Origin of the sequence: Paenibacillus sp. NPDC058367, assembly GCF_042723305.1 — a bacterium.
In the GTDB taxonomy this organism is placed as follows: domain Bacteria; phylum Bacillota; class Bacilli; order Paenibacillales; family Paenibacillaceae; genus Paenibacillus_AQ.
The window spans coordinates 170961-187205 of the sequence record NZ_JBHXIZ010000003.1; the positions used below are offsets into that span (position 1 = coordinate 170961).

The window sequence follows — 16245 nt, forward strand, 5'->3', positions numbered from 1 at the left end:
TGCTCGGACATGCATTTGGACTAGTATCATCATATGTATCCGGAACGAATTTATGACCCATAATCGCGCATTTTGCAATGTAATTTCTAAAAATTAGTTGCGCGCGCCGCAAGGCGTCTGACGCCCGGAAGCTTTCTCATCCATCATATGAGGTAGGGTTCATTGATAGAACTAACAAAATAGCCAGCTATAATAGCTGGCCCAATCCATATATGCGTATATACTCTCTATTTCAGTAGCGTAATACCAAATGAAGCTCCGGCATTCCCGGCAAATACAATATTGCCCTTAATAGGTAGTACAACCTCATTGTTACTACTAATGACCGTGTTATTCACTAGGGCTCCCGTTTCATCGTATACCATAAAAGCACCTTTTGCTGGCATCTTAACTACCATTTTCTTTCCAGCCGCTGTTTCGGGAACACTGAACCATCTAGCATAACCATCAGCTTGTATCGTAGCTATCGACGATTTGCCTTTATAGAGCGGCTTCACTCCGTCCTCACTCATATACAAGGTTCCAGCCGCATTAAAGTACTCTATGCCCTCTTTGGCATAGAAAAGAATATCAAATGTATCTCGGCCCGCGATGCCAGGAATTTGGTGCTGGCTCCCAGCCGTATTTGGACCTGTTATCTTCATACCTTTGAAATAACCCTCACTTGTCTGTATTGTTGGACTAATCATGTTCATATAGGTGATGGAACTGAATTTCTCGCTGACTGGATAGTATAACTTACCTTCTCTTTTTGCCCATGCATCTGCGGTTTGTTTATTCAGTGCTGCAACTTCCAATTTCTCCGCCTTATATTCAGAATACGCAAGCTGGCCTAATTCAGGAACCGAAATATACTGGCTCATCCACAAATAAGTCCGTCCGTTGCTTTCCTTTACAAAATTAACCTTTGTGCTGCCTTCCTCATCAACAAAAGTTCCATCCGTGGTGTAAATAAATTTTTGTTCCGGAGCAGTCATTCCTGATAACAAGAGTTCCCCGTCTTTGATAGCTACCTTCCACTGATCGCCTAGAGTACTGTAATAACCTGCGTATTTCACAAGATCTTTTGGCATGTCAGCCTTAACTGGCTTGCCAAATGATTTATCTGGCTTGATTTCTGTAATTGCGCCCTTCTCTTTCATCGCCTGAAGGAGCAGTTCACTTGCCAGCAGTTGATTAATTGAGGAGCTCCCGCCCGAGGTAATGACTGCTGCAGCCATATTCTGTACAGGAAGCACGACGAGGGAGGATTGATACATCTGTGTATCTCCTCCTTTAACAAGAGCTTTTATACCATAATCGTTAAAAGGGAATAATCGCACACTATCCCAACCAAGTCCGTAGTCAGCAGAATTATCCCCGTCTTTGGGCCAAAATCCCTTTCTATACTCTTCTTGCTCCATGGCCTGTACTGATTTGGTTGAGAGTACATCTGCTCGCTTCCCAGTAAAGATTTGCGAGAATCGGACCAAATCCTCCGCAGTAGAGTAGACTCCGCCTGTACCAATCGCATTGGTCGTCTCCGTTGGAAGCTGCCCCTCATATGCAGGAGAGTAAAGGCCGGCAAATTTGCTTGAATCTACCATGTCTTGTGGCGTCATGGTATGGTTCATACCCAAAGGTACAGCAAAATTGTCATGAATGAATGTAGTAAATGTCATGTTACTGACTCTTTCTACAAGAATTTCTGCGAGCGTGAATCCATCATTGCAATACACTGAAAAAGCTCCCGGTTCTGCCTTTAATTTCTGTGTAGACAAGTGCTCCAGCAGCGTATCGTGTACGTACGTATCTGGATCATCAAATAGAAATGCACTAGTTAAACTCGAACCCTGCAAACCGGATGAGTGATTCAACAACATGCGTGGGGTAATCTTTTTATAACGTTCATCTTCCATTTTAAAATCCATAATATATTGTACGACAGGAGTATCGAGATTGATCTTGCCTTCATCAACTAATTTCATGACCGCTGACGCCGTAAACATTTTGCTCGTAGAGCCAATACCATAGATTGTTTCCTTCGTTAAAGGGATTTTTCCTGCTTTGTCGTTAATTCCTGTTTGTCCCGATACTTTGATCACTCCATTGTCGATCAAGGCATACTGTACGCTGGTTATCCCATATTGTTCAGTTAGAAGCGTTGCTTTCTCAGCAGCGAGCTTCTCTAGCGTCTTAGAAGAAACCGTAGCTACGCTGCTGGAAGCCATCGCGCTTGTAGGAATAAGTGGGGTCAGGGCTAAGGCCGCTGCAAGCGTCCATATGATATTTTTTTTCATGTCATCAACATCCTTTTGTTTCTAATTTTGAACAATTATGAATTATTCACGATTCATCTCTAGCCTGAACTGAATCTCCTTTCTTACCTTCATTCTAGCAATCCAGTCTTACGCGCCATTAAACTGAACCTTAATTCCATCTACGATTTATGTAAGACAATTAAGCTTCTGTTAAGGCAATATCTGAACAACACAAAAACGCCTAATCCTTCGGATATAACCGAAGCTTAGACGCTCTTAAGCTTTAACTTCCACTTCAACTAGGAGACTGCGGGACAGGCTGATTGTTAATCCATAGATACGGCAAAGACTTCACGGGCACGTAATAGGAAGCTTCCTCCAGATCTAGTCGCAAATCTTTTTTCTCGTCATGTTTCCCACCATTCTTTTCGATGGCAGCTATAATATCAAAGACATAATCTACATAGACCGTTCCAGCCTTATCCATGATGAAATCAAGAACCTGCCCGGAATAGACGCTAGTTAATGATATGGAGCTTGTTCCTGCCTTCTTATGATCAATGGTGTAAAGTCCAGGATATAGCTCATCCAGTACGGGCAAAGAGCCGTCATGAGCTGATTTATAACGATTAATCTGACGCTGCACATCATTCACCTTTTGAACGGTAACAAGGTCCATCACCTTAACAACTGGATCACTTTCCTCATTCAAAATAAGAAAATAAGCGCTTCCGCCCTGTTCAAAAGCCGTAGCCGGAATATCATCCAAATATCCCTTATTGTTCAGCTTGTCTAGGTCTATCCGGAACTTCTCATATCTTGGAGTAGCTTCATCCGCATTAAGGATCGGAAGCACACCTTCCTCTTGTTGAAAATCATCAACGGCTGCTTGTATCCGTTTAACACTTTCTCGATAATTAACGCTGGCACGCTTTTCTTCTCCAGGATACAGACATCCGGAAAGAGTAAGAGCGATTGACATCACTACCAGAAAAAGTCTTGCTCCTGCCTTTAGCTTCTTCTTTCTTCGTATAAACTCCAACCGAGTCCCTCCCACGGTGACAATCTAACACTACCACAGCTCATCTTCTTCCCCACGCCGCGCAGCTTCAAGCTTACGGCGTACAGCAGCCTTAAGTGGATCTTCTGGCACCTGAACGGTCACATCGCTCCATACGGCAGCCTGACAAGCCAGACGCACTCCTTCTTCTAACGTAGTTCCAAGCTTACGTCGTTCAATATCCCCTGGCGGTCTCAGCGCTGTGGCCTCTTCAGTCGCAATTTTAACCTTGCACATCAAACAGCCTGCTTTGCCTCCACAGCGAGTGGTAATCGTCACTCCGGCTTTACGAGCTGCCTCCAGTACCGAGATACCACGATTCACCACAGCTTTACGACCTTCAGGTTGAAACATAACGGTGACGCCATTTTGCGATTTCATGATGTTACTTCCTTCCTCAACATTATGTAACTGCTTACATAATCGAAACAACTCCGCCCAATAGGCCAACTAACATGATGACAAACGCAAGGATAGATAGCAGTGCTTTAAGCAGTCCCTTTGTTTTGCTCCGAGCAAAAGTTATTAGAAATACAGACAGTCCCATAATCAGCATTGCAATCAGGGACAACCACATTTTTGTCATCGGATCCAAGGTCAAAGCCCCCATTCGCCTGTAATATATTAGGGATTATTATATCATGACCTTATCCTATTCTGTAAAAAAACATCATTTTTTATATATTATTATTAAGATATTTTAGCTGAGAGAGTTTTACAATAAATAAAAAAAGAGCAAAAGATAACAGAATCTCATGGATTCTGAATCCTTTGCTCACCCAACCTAAAGCTATTTTTTAAGCATCATTTTCATTAAAGACTCCATTGTGCCGGAACCTGCGCCGCCTTTTTTGACGGCATTAATAATTTCCTGCACAGTAGCTTCACTGACCGGCACTTTCGCCATCGATGACACCTGCTTAATTAACTGGCGGAGCTGGGCTTCATTCTGCGTAGTTCCTGGTTTGACCGTACTGGCTAGCTTTTTGACGGCACTTTCCGTAATGTTCTTGCCCGCCTTTTTGTTAATGGCGTTCAATGCATCCTTGGAAAAATCTCTGCTCACTTTTCATCCCTCCTCCGTCAATCCCCAATACAACATATGAGAATTTGCGGAAAAAGGTGAACAGGATCAGGAATGCCACTGCTCCCAAGTTTCCTGAGATATTGCCTCAAGCTCAGGTTTACGATCACGGCCCATCAGAGCTTCAACAGCACTACGTGGACTTCTACCTTTAAATAGGACATGATAAATTTGATCTGTAATGGGCATTTGGACTCCTAGCTTGATGGAAATGGCATAAGCTGCCTCCGTGGTACGAATACCTTCGACAACCATTCCCATCGACTCCAGTACCTCATCCAGTGGTTTCCCTTGCCCGAGCATAAAGCCAGCACGCCAGTTACGGCTGTGCTGGCTCGTAGCAGTCACTACAAGATCGCCAACACCTGCAAGCCCTGCAAAGGTCAAAGGATTCGCTCCAAGCTCGACGCCCACCCGAGAAATCTCGGCCAGTCCACGTGTCAGAAGCGCCGCCTTAGCATTATCCCCAAATCCTAGACCATCGGATAAACCTGCACCGAGTGCAATAATATTCTTTAGTGCGCCGGCAAGCTCTACTCCTACCTGATCACGGTTCGTATATACACGAAAATCATTGTTTATGAACAATTCCTGTGCTTCAGCAGTACACTTATCATCAGGTGAAGCCACAACAACTGTAGTAGGACACAGGCGCACTACTTCCTCTGCATGACTCGGTCCGGAGAGAACGACAATCTGACCTTCGTCACAGCCGAGTTCTTCAGCAATAACTATGGACATCCGTTTCTTGCTTTCAGTCTCAAAGCCCTTCGTAGCATGAACGCATAGCATTTCATCCTTCCAGAACGGCTTCAGACTGCGAGCAACCTGTCGCATACCTGAAGATGGGGCTACAATAACAACCGCTTTAGAACCGGAAACTGCGGTCTCCAGATCGGTGGTTGCAATGATGTTTGCGGGCAGAGAAATCCCCGGTAAATACTTATTATTGATATGAGAACCATTGATCTCGGCAGCTTGATCAGAGTTACGTGTCCACAGATAAACTTCCGAGTGATTCGCAGCCAGCACACTTGCCAGCGCAGTTCCCCAGCTCCCCGCTACTAGTACGGTTACTTTATCAGACAACACGATTCCCTCCTTTTACTTTTGAGCCTATCTTGTTCTCACGGCCCTCTACAATCTTAACAATGTTCGTCCGGTGCCGCCAGAAGGCAAAAACCGCAATGATAATACTGGTCCAGAGCACAGGCTGTGTAAATCCTGTCAATAATAGAAAAACCGGTGTCAGCGCGACAAAAATCAACGAGCCAAGTGACACGTAACGAGTGATAAAGATAGATCCTATGGCGATAACACCAGCGAGCAGTGCAGGCCATAAACACAGTGTGGCCATAACACCGATCGTAGTAGCGATGCCCTTTCCGCCACGGAAACGGAAGTAAAGCGGCCAGTTATGTCCGACAATGGCAGCGATTCCGCAAAGAGCAGCAACCCAGGTTCCCCAGCCGCCTACCCAAGTTCCTAACCAAACTGCGGCAACACCCTTCAGTACATCCAGCACTAGCACAGATATCGCAGGACCTTTTCCCAGTACACGCAGTGTATTGGTAGCCCCCGCATTGCCGCTCCCATATTGACGGATATCAATTCCCTTTAGTAGCTTGGCGAACAGCACACTAAAGCTGACAGAACCAAGCAAATAGCTTACAACGATAACCAGAAGTTCAAGCGCCACACTTCTTCTCCCCTAACCTTCGTTTTCGGATTTGCGCCGTGTAAAGAGACGGATTGGCGTTCCCTCGAAATTAAACGCCGCGCGGATTTTATTCTCCAAGTAACGTTCATAGGAGAAGTGCATCAGCGATGGGTCATTTACGAACACCACGATCGTCGGTGGCTTCACCGCAACCTGCGTTACGTAGTTAATACGTAAGCGACGGCCTTTGTCAGTTGGAGGAGGGTTAATCGCAATGGCATCCGATACAACATCGTTCACCAGATGCGTAGTAATGCGTAGTGCATGCTGTTGAGATACATGCTGCACCACTGGCAGCAATTTTTGCAGGCGCTGTTTAGTTAAAGCCGACAAGAAGACAACCGGTGCGTAACTCATAAACAAGAAGTGGTCACGAATCTTAGACTCGAAGTTCTGCATAGTCTTGTCGTCTTTCTCAATGGCATCCCATTTGTTCACAACAAAAATAGATGCTTTACCAGCTTCATGTGCATAACCAGCGATATGCTTGTCCTGGTCGATGATGCCCTCTTCACCGTTAATTACAACGAGAACCACATCAGCCCGTTCAATCGCACGCATAGCACGCATAACACTGTATTTCTCAATGTTCTCATAGACCTTGCCTTTTTTGCGCATACCTGCAGTATCGATAAGCACATAACGTTGTCCATCACGTTCAAAAGGCGTATCAATAGCATCGCGAGTAGTACCCGCAATATCACTAACGATAACGCGTTCTTCACCCAGAATTGCGTTAACCAAAGAGGATTTACCTACATTCGGACGGCCAATCAAAGCTACACGAATGACATCGTCATCATATTCATCATCTATTTTCTCTGGCAGACGTTCTACGACAGCGTCCAATAAGTCACCGAGTCCTGTACCATGACTACCGGAAATTCCGATTGGATCTCCAAAACCTAGGCTATAGAACTCATAAATATCATCTGCACGCTTCATATTATCCACTTTATTGATGGCAAGAACGATCGGTTTACCTGAACGGAACAGAATCTGAGCTACCTCTTCATCTGAATTCGTCACACCACTCTTTGCCTCACACATAAATACAATAACATCCGCTTCTTCAATCGCCAGCTCCGCTTGAACGCGGATTGATTTCAGAATCGTGTCATCTCCATCAATTTCAATACCTCCGGTATCAATCACACTGAACGACTTGCCGTTCCAATCTGAAATACCATAAATCCGGTCACGTGTAATCCCCGGTTTATCTTCTACAATGGCCAATCTATCGCCAATCAGCCGATTAAAAATCGTCGATTTCCCGACGTTAGGCCTCCCAACGATTGCCACAACGGGTCTTGCCATATTCATTCCTCCTGTCATCCTTACGATACTCATCATAGCAAAAAACATTAAAATTGGCTAACACTCATGTTAGCTTTAATAAATTCTTTCTGTCACTGAAAAAAGAGAATCGGCGAACCCCCGTATCGAGGGCTCGCCGATTACTTTACCCGTATATTCAAAAAGCAGGATTAGTTATTACCTTTGAATTTGTCCAACTTGTCACCAAAACGTTCAGCAAGCGTAAAGCTAAGGCCTTCGTTGCTTAGAGAAACGTTAGGGTTATTCAAAACTTCTTTAGGAGCTCTGTCTCTGCTGTTGCTGCGTTCAGGTCTAGCAGTAGGTGCTGGAGCTTCTTCAGTTTCTTTGATGCTCAGGCTAACACGTTTCTCGGATGGATTGAAGTCCAGTACTTTCACTTGTACTTCTTGTCCTTCTTTCAATACTTCGTGTGGAGTAGCAATGTGTTTGTGGGAGATTTGTGAAATGTGCACAAGACCTTCCACACCTGGAAGCAATTCAACGAATGCTCCGAAGTTCACAAGACGTTTTACAACGCCTGTTACAACATCACCGATGTTGATTTCGCCAGCAGCAGAGTCCCAAGGACCTGGAGCAGCAGCTTTAATGCTCAGGCTGATTTTTCCTTTTTCAGGATCAACCTTAAGTACTTTAACACGTACTTTATCACCTTCAGAAACTACATCAGAAGGCTTCTCTACGTGATTCCAAGCGATTTCGGATACGTGTACAAGACCGTCAACTCCGCCAACATCAACAAATGCGCCGAATTGGGTCAGACGTTGTACAGTACCTTCAATGATTTGACCTTCAGACAGTTCAGCCATAATTTTAAGCTTATTAGCTTCGAACTCTTCTTCAAGAACTTCTTTAGCGGACAGGATTACTTTGCTGTTCTCACGGTCAAGTTCTTTCACTTTAACGCGAAGGGTACGGCCTTTGTAATCGCTGAAATCTTCAACGAAGTGACGCTCAACCATGGAAGCTGGGATAAATCCACGTGCTCCAACATCAGCTACTAGACCGCCTTTAACAACGTCAGCCACAGTAACTTCGAAAGCTTCTTGGGAAGCAAAGTACTTCTCAAGATCTTCCCATGATTTTTCGCTATCAACAGCACGTTTGGAAAGAACAAGGCTTTCCTTGTTGTCGTTGATGCTAACAACTTTACATTCTACTTCCTGTCCAACTTCTACTGCTGCAGCAGCGTTGTCCAGTTGTACTGCGGACAATTCGCGAATCGGAATCACACCGTCGTATTTATATCCAATGCTTACATAAGCTTGGTTATCTTCAATTTTGACGATTGTTCCTTTCACGGTATCGCCTTTTTTCAGAGAAATGATTTCCAAGTCAGCTTGGTTAGTCACTTCTTCTTCGTTAACGGCAGCAACTTCTACAGCTCCGTTATTTTCTGTCACAGCGGATTCCACCGCTTCTACGGTTTCATTGCTCTCCGTAGCTTCCTGATTTTTAATTTCTTCAGACATGTGATTAGCCTCCTCGATTCAAAACCCCATTTATTTAAACCTGCGTATAGCAGAGTTCAAAACAAGCATTGCTTGGTATTACAAATTACACTTGAAGATAGTATGTTCCAAAAAATAGCGACTATGCCGTTATTTAATCATAGCACAGGACGAAATTTGTGATTCCGTTTATCCCTTAACCAACAGTTGGTATACCCGACTTCTTCATCTCATTGATGCGTTCCATAATGACATCGGTAACAGCCTCGAGAGATTCACTTCCTGCACCGGCAAATTGACTGAGATCTATAGGAGCCCCATAGACCACAACCATCCGTCGAAAGGGTTTGTACTCACCGACAATAGCGGCTGGAACAACTGCAGCACCGCTTCGAAGTGCAAAGCTTGCAGCACCTTTCTTGGCAACTCCGGCGTCAGAGTTACGCGTACCCTCCGGGAAGATACCCATGACATTACCACCGCGAAGTGTGTTAAGGGCCGTTTTAATGGATTCTTTGCTTACACCACCACGTTTGACCGGAAAAGCACCCAATTTGTTAATGAGCCAGCCAAGCACAGGAACCTCAAAAAGTTCTGCCTTAGCCATATACTTTACTTGACGGTCTAACTTAATCCCGATAGTCATCGGATCCAGCAAACTAATATGGTTGGCACAGAGCAGCACCCCGCCCTCCTTTGGCACATTCTCTTCCCCCACAATCTTAAGCGGGAAAACAATTGCGTAAATCAAGCGAAGCAATCCTCGGCAAAATACATAAATCATAAATGATTTCTCTCCCCGTCAACATGAGATCTACAATGGGATACAATGGCCTCCACGACTTGATCGATATCCATAAAGGTCGTGTCGAGAAGAATCGCATCTTCCGCACGTCGCAGCGGTGAAATCTCCCGTCCTTCATCCAGACGATCCCGCTGTGCAATATCATGTTCAAGCTGCTGAAGCGTCACCGATTCCGCGTCTCTCAATTCCTTATAACGACGGAGAGCTCTTTCTTCCACACTTGCCGTCATAAAAATCTTTACTTCGGCATCGGGCAGCACGGTCGTACCGATATCGCGGCCATCCATTACAACGCCTTTGCGAAGCGCCATCTGACGCTGCAAATGACTCAGTCTGGACCTTACACCTTCGATCTTCGAATACTGCGACACAAGGCCGCTAACCTGAAGACTCCGAATATGCGGCGTTACGTCTTCCCCATTAATCAGCACCTTCTGGATGTCTTTTTCCGGAATAAGCTCAATAACCATATCGTGAACTTTCTGGTTCACTTGATTCTGATCTTCCGGTTCTATGCCTTCTCGGATCATATACCAGGTGATTGCCCGGTACATTGCGCCTGTATCGACATAAATATAAGACAACTTCTGGGCTACCAATCGGGCTACAGTACTCTTGCCTGCCCCGGCAGGTCCGTCGATGGCGACGTTAATTCTGTCGTAAGTATGTGTACCCTGCCTATCCAACGGGGCATTCCTCCTCAAACACTCTTTCATAAGAAAAGCATCTAGCGATGTCAAGTTCGTTCCTGCAATATCAAGGAGCACATACAAATGGATATGCTTGATGATATTATCAAGAAAAAAGCAGGCATTGCCTGCGACTTATAAAATTATACCACAGTTTATACTTCAGTGCAAAATCAGAACACTTAATAGAGCTAAGAAAAATGCCTATCGGTTGCGGAAATCAAACTGTCGTTCAAAGCAGTAACGTATTATTTTCTGACGCTCATTATCCGTAATAGCCACAAATTTCAGCATGGCCAATTGGCGCCCGTTTTCAAGCTTTTTAATCCGAACCACTTCACCTTCAAAGTCCACATGCTCTATACTACCATTTCGATAAGGCACTAGAACCCAGCAGGATAATTTCGCTCCCACCTCGAGCTTCACTTGGTGATCCACCAAGAAAGACGTTCCTCCGCCGCCGATATCATCTGTACGTACAAGGAATCTTTTACCAAAGCTATCCTTCACAGCTAATTCAAGATCTGCATTCACCCGAAAAAAGCTTCGTCTCTGAATTTTGAAAATCGAATCCGCCTCTGGTTTTTGTATCCGGACCATACGAATTACATCTTCTTTAAACCCGAGAACATGAGTATTAAAGTAATTTTTAATGCCACCCTCAGTAATAAAATAAACCGAAAGCTCGTCCCCCATAAAAAGTCGTTTCAGACGACCGTCACTCTCCTGCATAGGAATTTCAATCAGGAATGCGTCGTCCTCTGTCTCTGCAATTCTCGATCTATATTCAACTTCTGCTTCAGCAGCGTCACTGGAAGCAACCTGTATGTATAGATATTCATTAATTTTAGGATACAAAGATGTCACCGCCAAATCAGTATAGTTAACAATGATTATAGCATGGGAATATCACCCAATGAGATAAATATTATTTGAATTTTAAAAATAAAATAGGGCGCATCCAAATAATGGATGCGCCCTATTTTTTCACTTTTGTTCTGCCCCTGAAGAAGGCCTGATTTCTTCCACGGACTCTTCGATGCCGTCGTCCGCATTAAGATAAATACGATACTGAGTACCATTTACCTCTCCGCCAAATTCGTAAGTCAAGACTTCTACGGAGTCATCATTTTTAATCCAAGCCATGCGATGGTAATTCTCATTGAAATCCGAATTCAGAAATTTCTTCGCTTCCGCCAGAGTCAGCTTTGGCTTTGGAATTTTACGATTGTCCTTATGCTCATTGACATATTCGCTAGCCTCAAATCCAACCGCTGTCCCAGTATCAAGTCCAATACGGATCGTCATTTTCTCAGGATAAATCAAAACATCATTTTGGCTCGTTACAAAGGTTAAATTCCCGATATTATCATAACGGTCAGCATTAACCGCAGTCATATGAGGATATCCTTTTTTCTTAAGAAACTGCTCTGCCTTGGAAACTGCTTCTTCTAGGGTCACTTTAGCAGGTCCTATCTCACGGTTATCGTAATAAGAGATCAGTAAACCACCATTTTTGGTGAAATCCATACTGATAATCTGCTTATTATTCGAACCACTGACTGTAGCCGTATAAGAAGGCCACTTCGTATTTTTGCCGTTTTCTTTAACGTCTACCTTAGCATTCGAGCCTGCATTAGCAAACTTAATGGCTTTACGTTTGATATCTTCAACTGAAACAGGGGTACCTCCGAGCATTTTTACAGAGCGTTTATCGTAAATGCTTGCAACTGAAGGACCCCAATCCAGGTCAGGGTAACCTTCGACACGTTTGTCTACCGACTTAAAGCCGTCAATAATCGAATTATCTTGTGCCTTATTCTCTGTAGCCAATGCCGTTTCAACATCCATCCAGCGCAAACGGCTACCAATCACTTTATTCTGAACATCTTGCAAATCTTTTGAGATTTCTCCAGAGCTCTTATACAATGCTTTTAAATTGCTCAATTCACCATCTGTCAAAGGCTTCTTAGCGAAATCACGAATCCCAGCTTTATAAGAAAAGTTTGAGATTTTGGACAGAAACTCCTCCGTTTTGCTAAATGGCAGTAATGTGAGTGGCAACTGATTAATTTCATTTTGTGCCTCACTGGTCATCCGCCACACATTAACAAGTCCTTTGCGGTGCATCCCGTTAGAAGCGGAGTTAACAGCTAGTGTGTTTCCCAGCTCTCCATGAAGACGCTCCACATGGTAAGACAAATCATGAAAGGCACGCTGATATTGGTTCTCCGCCTTAATTAGGATCGCATTCTTCTCCTGATTCTCCTGATAACCCCACACGAGCGCACCAATTAACAGCAGCGCAGTCAGCGGGAACATTACAGCACTTAATCTTTTGTACATAGGGCTACAAGACTCCTTTCGATAGCTTATTGGCGTTAGTTTGACAATAAACTAGGAGTCTTATGCACCCTTCTGTAACACAATATGACTAAAGTGTTTGAATAGAGGGATTTCACTCCAAATTTGCATAGCATAGCGCTTATGCTCTCTCTTCAATTTCAAAGCCACTGCTATTACTGCAAAGGCATTGCTTAAAGCCGGTTTGAATCACACCCTGCTCTTTTATCCCTCTTAATATGTAGGTCTCACCGCATTGTTTGCAAAGTATACGGACTTTTATACGCAAAAAAAGACACCTCTCTCCTCTCTGGAATCTCCCGCTAAGGAACAATCCTTTGAATATAAGTGTGTCCATCTCGATTATAGGTTAACCTCTTCTTCTCGTTTCAGAAAGCGGAAAGGGGACCGGCTATTTGCCCTATCCACTTTCCCCATCCCTCCGTACCATAGAATAGCCATCAGAGGAACAATAAACCATATCCAGTAGTTAGCTGTCGTACTCAAAATAAAGTCATAAATACCATGCCACAACCATGGCAGCAAGATAGAGATTAACAGAATCCCCTTTGTTTTAGCTCCTTTTGAGAACTTGGCTCTCCCTAAATGATAGCCCATGATTACACCAAACATAGCGTGTCCAGAAACCGGAAGCAGAGCTCTCAGGAACATGGAACCGATTGATGCATTGCTATACCAAGCGTACATTATATTTTCTATTGTTGCGAAGCCGAGCGAAATCGCTACGGCGTATAGTATCCCATCATATGGCTCGTCAAATTCGGTGTGATTGTAAATCATATGGTAAAGCACAAACCATTTTAGACATTCTTCCACGCCAGCGGATATGAGAAAAGACTCCACATAAGGACCGCCATTCAGCCCCAGCATTAGTCCTCTCTGAATGATCATAACAGGGAATACAATCAGAAGGCCTAGCAGGAACACCTTAATAACGATATGAAGCGGTTCTTGATCATACTTATCTTTCAAATAAAAAAAGGTCAGCAGAGCAAGTCCCGGCGCTACTGCCGACGAAATAACCGATAACACGAGCACCGAATAACCTCCCTATATCCCTAGCGCCTTATTCTGCTGATTACAGCAAGGCAGATAACAGCTTTAATTCAAGAATGACCGCCATACCATCAAGAACAAGAATAGGGCTAATTAGCTAAAACGATGCTTATCAGCCCTATCATGCTATTTAATCCTGACGCTTAAAATGAGTGCACAATAACTGGACTGCATTCTCCGGCATTACTGTCTTCCCGTATTCATCGAGGACAGCTTCAGTAACCGGTGAGGAATCTCCAAACTCAGCTAGTACGCCAACAAGACCTGACAACGCTGTTTCTTCAAATTCCTTAGGATCGAAGTACAGATACCATTTATTGTTATAAGAATACAGTTTCCCCTGGGAAGTAATATTACCAATGAGCACATGGGCCGCTTCAACAAGAACCTCGAAATCGCGGAATGCATATACAATGGAGTCGCTTTGTTCAAGAGTAACTTCCATTTCGTAAATCTCTTCTGGCAATTCTTCTTCCCCGGACGCACCGTACTGATGGTGATCATATTTTCCTCGGGTCACTATAACGACCATGCCTTGGGCGGGCAATGCGAAAACTTCTACGGCAAGCGGACCGGTAGCATCAAAACCTAGTTCACTATATGCTTGGTCCATCATCTCCGTAAACAGGTCATGTACCTTGGGAACTTCCTGCCACATGTCTTCCTTCTGGATGCCCCGCTCGCTCAGGTCGTCAAAAGTGAGGAAAATCCGTATCTTATCTTGACTTAATCGCTCTATTCTCATGACAGGATCCTCCTTTTGCAAGCTCATTTATTATAATGTATGATGAGTCCCGAGTAATGAGCCAAAAATGGTTACTATGTATGTATGTTATCATTTTGCAGAGATAAATGCACGAAAATAAATATATAAAATCCTCTTAAAGCATTGCCACTACTGAAGAGCTTATTCTAATTCATAAACCATTTTCAAGCCCTTGAATATAAAAAAGAATCATTCTGCGGAATATTTCATCCTCAAAATGATTCTGAAGGAGTCCTTTACGGTTACAATCCCGGTATGGCAGTATGCGTTTCTTTAAGAATTTGCTCCACTTCGCTCTTCACTTCAGGATTGTTGCGAATGAAATCCTTTAGTAATTTGAGATTGGATTCTTTTGATTTTGCCGGTGATTCCGTTTTATGCTCAGAGGTTCCGCTGTTCGAACCATTACTTTGAGCATTGCTGCTTGTATTACTGCTTGCATTGCTGCTTGAAGCAGCAGTGTTTCCAAACCCTGTCGTAGCCATACCAATTATTTTTTCTTTTGCTTTATCTGCCGCTCCACTCATGGAACCGCCCGATTGCCCCAGCGAAGACATTAGAGAATTCCGCTTTTTGGACATAATCATACTGGCTGCGACGCCCATCAGCACCCCACATAAAAATGACGAAGTATTCATATTTCCAGCCTCCTTGTATGGTAAAATCATGTTTAGTGTTCGCGGAAAGATTGCCGCTCATGCAACCTAATAAGAAGAAAGCGAGTTGAAAAAAGTGGGTAAAATGACATCAGTGCTCCTTCTGGCTACCTTACTGCTGACAGCCTGTGGCAACAGCGGTGCGAATGGAAAGACAGCCGAGGATACAAACACCACAAACAATACGCCTACGGCGGTAGCTACACAGAGCGCAGAAACTACAGCGCCTTCCCCTGAAGTTACAGCCAGCCCTACCCCTGAAGCGTCAGCAGATGGAGGAACTACAGGTAGTAATAATACAGCCAGTAAGGATGAAGACTCCGCTGAAATTCCACTGCTGTACCATATGAACAAAAATTACGACATCGTCCCAAATGAGGAAACTACAAATAAAAAAGTCGTGTTGCTCACTTTTGATGACGGTCCCAAAGATGCGGAAATGATTAATCCGTTAATGGATGTTCTGGACAAACATCAGGCCAAAGCGATCTTCTTCGTAAATGGATACCGCGTTAAAGCGCATCCCGAGCTTCTAGAGTTAATTCATAACCGCGGAGGAATTATCGGCAACCATAGCTGGGATCATATTGTGTTGAAGGACAAGTCTTACACTGAGGTCAAGAAGCAAATCGAAGACGTTCAAAATGCGGTCAAGGAGATTATTGGTGAAGCCCCTCAGTTTTTCCGTCCCCCACATGGTGCTGGCGGAGATGTAGGGAAGAAGATTTCCGCTGAGAATGGGATGTTGTATATGACCTGGTCCAATGGATCACTGGACTGGGAAATGAAAGAGAAAGAAACCGGAAAAACAGATAAGTTAATCAAAAATGTGACGGATCAATTGCATTCCGGCAGTAATATTCTGATGCATGAGCTACCATGGACAGTTGAAGCGTTGGATAAACTGCTTACTACTCTTGAAGGCAAGGGCTATAGCTTTGTAGATCCTCGCAGTATTGAGCTTAAGATGCGCTAATTCCTAATTAGGATAAATTAAAACAGGTAATCCCCTTGATGGA

Annotated in this window: 17 protein-coding genes; 1 reads left to right on the forward strand and 16 read right to left on the reverse strand. The window is 44.0% G+C overall.

All coding sequences use genetic code 11. The features are described from left to right. Window positions 1–227: 227 nt before the first annotated feature. From ACFWMP_RS17615 to ACFWMP_RS17690, 16 genes are all read right to left on the reverse strand, one after another. Window positions 228–2279, reverse strand: a complete 2052-nt coding sequence (locus ACFWMP_RS17615; protein WP_379424365.1) for a serine hydrolase domain-containing protein — start codon at window positions 2277–2279, stop codon at window positions 228–230. 256 nt (window positions 2280–2535) lie between these two features. After that, window positions 2536–3282, reverse strand: coding sequence for a hypothetical protein (locus tag ACFWMP_RS17620; protein WP_379424366.1), 747 nt, complete (start codon window positions 3280–3282; stop codon window positions 2536–2538). Window positions 3283–3312: 30 nt separating this feature from the next. Further along, on the reverse strand, window positions 3313–3681 hold the full coding sequence (locus ACFWMP_RS17625) for a 2Fe-2S iron-sulfur cluster-binding protein (RefSeq protein WP_042190210.1): 369 nt from the start codon (window positions 3679–3681) through the stop codon (window positions 3313–3315). A gap of 34 nt (window positions 3682–3715) precedes the next feature. Next, a complete protein-coding gene (locus ACFWMP_RS17630; RefSeq protein ID WP_042129589.1) occupies window positions 3716–3895 on the reverse strand; it encodes a DUF2768 family protein in 180 nt (59 codons plus the stop codon). Between the two features lie 195 nt (window positions 3896–4090). Next, window positions 4091–4366, reverse strand: coding sequence for a stage VI sporulation protein F (locus tag ACFWMP_RS17635; protein WP_042190213.1), 276 nt, complete (start codon window positions 4364–4366; stop codon window positions 4091–4093). A 66-nt stretch (window positions 4367–4432) separates the two neighbouring features. Continuing rightward, window positions 4433–5473: an NAD(P)H-dependent glycerol-3-phosphate dehydrogenase gene (locus ACFWMP_RS17640; RefSeq protein ID WP_379424367.1), complete on the reverse strand. Its 1041-nt coding sequence runs from the start codon at window positions 5471–5473 to the stop codon at window positions 4433–4435. Continuing rightward, entirely contained in the window at window positions 5466–6083 is a 618-nt protein-coding gene (gene plsY, locus ACFWMP_RS17645; RefSeq protein WP_042129592.1) for a glycerol-3-phosphate 1-O-acyltransferase PlsY, read from the reverse strand. The genes ACFWMP_RS17640 and plsY overlap by 8 nt, the downstream gene beginning before the upstream one ends. Before the next feature lie 12 nt (window positions 6084–6095). Beyond that, the gene (gene der, locus ACFWMP_RS17650; RefSeq protein ID WP_042190218.1) at window positions 6096–7421 is read right to left on the reverse strand and encodes a ribosome biogenesis GTPase Der; all 1326 of its coding nucleotides are present in this window, start codon (window positions 7419–7421) and stop codon (window positions 6096–6098) included. A gap of 170 nt (window positions 7422–7591) precedes the next feature. Continuing rightward, entirely contained in the window at window positions 7592–8911 is a 1320-nt protein-coding gene (gene rpsA / locus ACFWMP_RS17655; protein ID WP_197071234.1) for a 30S ribosomal protein S1, read from the reverse strand. Between the two features lie 175 nt (window positions 8912–9086). Next, complete coding sequence (locus ACFWMP_RS17660) at window positions 9087–9674, reverse strand: lysophospholipid acyltransferase family protein (RefSeq protein WP_042190219.1); 588 nt, start codon at window positions 9672–9674, stop codon at window positions 9087–9089. Further along, window positions 9671–10381 carry a (d)CMP kinase gene (gene cmk, locus ACFWMP_RS17665; protein ID WP_231573321.1) on the reverse strand — a complete coding sequence of 237 codons (711 nt, stop codon included), beginning with the start codon at window positions 10379–10381 and terminating at the stop codon, window positions 9671–9673. The genes ACFWMP_RS17660 and cmk overlap by 4 nt, the downstream gene beginning before the upstream one ends. Before the next feature lie 207 nt (window positions 10382–10588). Beyond that, a complete protein-coding gene (locus ACFWMP_RS17670; protein ID WP_042190221.1) occupies window positions 10589–11242 on the reverse strand; it encodes a flagellar brake protein in 654 nt (217 codons plus the stop codon). A 129-nt stretch (window positions 11243–11371) separates the two neighbouring features. Then, a complete protein-coding gene (gene ypeB, locus ACFWMP_RS17675; RefSeq protein ID WP_042190223.1) occupies window positions 11372–12730 on the reverse strand; it encodes a germination protein YpeB in 1359 nt (452 codons plus the stop codon). Between the two features lie 360 nt (window positions 12731–13090). Next, window positions 13091–13786, reverse strand: a complete 696-nt coding sequence (gene prsW, locus ACFWMP_RS17680; RefSeq protein WP_042129603.1) for a glutamic-type intramembrane protease PrsW — start codon at window positions 13784–13786, stop codon at window positions 13091–13093. Window positions 13787–13934: 148 nt separating this feature from the next. Next, a complete protein-coding gene (locus ACFWMP_RS17685) occupies window positions 13935–14549 on the reverse strand; it encodes a genetic competence negative regulator (RefSeq protein ID WP_042190227.1) in 615 nt (204 codons plus the stop codon). A 263-nt stretch (window positions 14550–14812) separates the two neighbouring features. Beyond that, the gene (locus tag ACFWMP_RS17690; RefSeq protein WP_042190229.1) at window positions 14813–15208 is read right to left on the reverse strand and encodes a hypothetical protein; all 396 of its coding nucleotides are present in this window, start codon (window positions 15206–15208) and stop codon (window positions 14813–14815) included. Window positions 15209–15293: 85 nt separating this feature from the next. On the opposite strand from ACFWMP_RS17690, the gene ACFWMP_RS17695 reads away from it, so the two are divergent. Next, complete coding sequence (locus tag ACFWMP_RS17695; RefSeq protein WP_379424368.1) at window positions 15294–16202, forward strand: polysaccharide deacetylase family protein; 909 nt, start codon at window positions 15294–15296, stop codon at window positions 16200–16202. The last annotated feature ends 43 nt before the right edge of the window (window positions 16203–16245 follow it).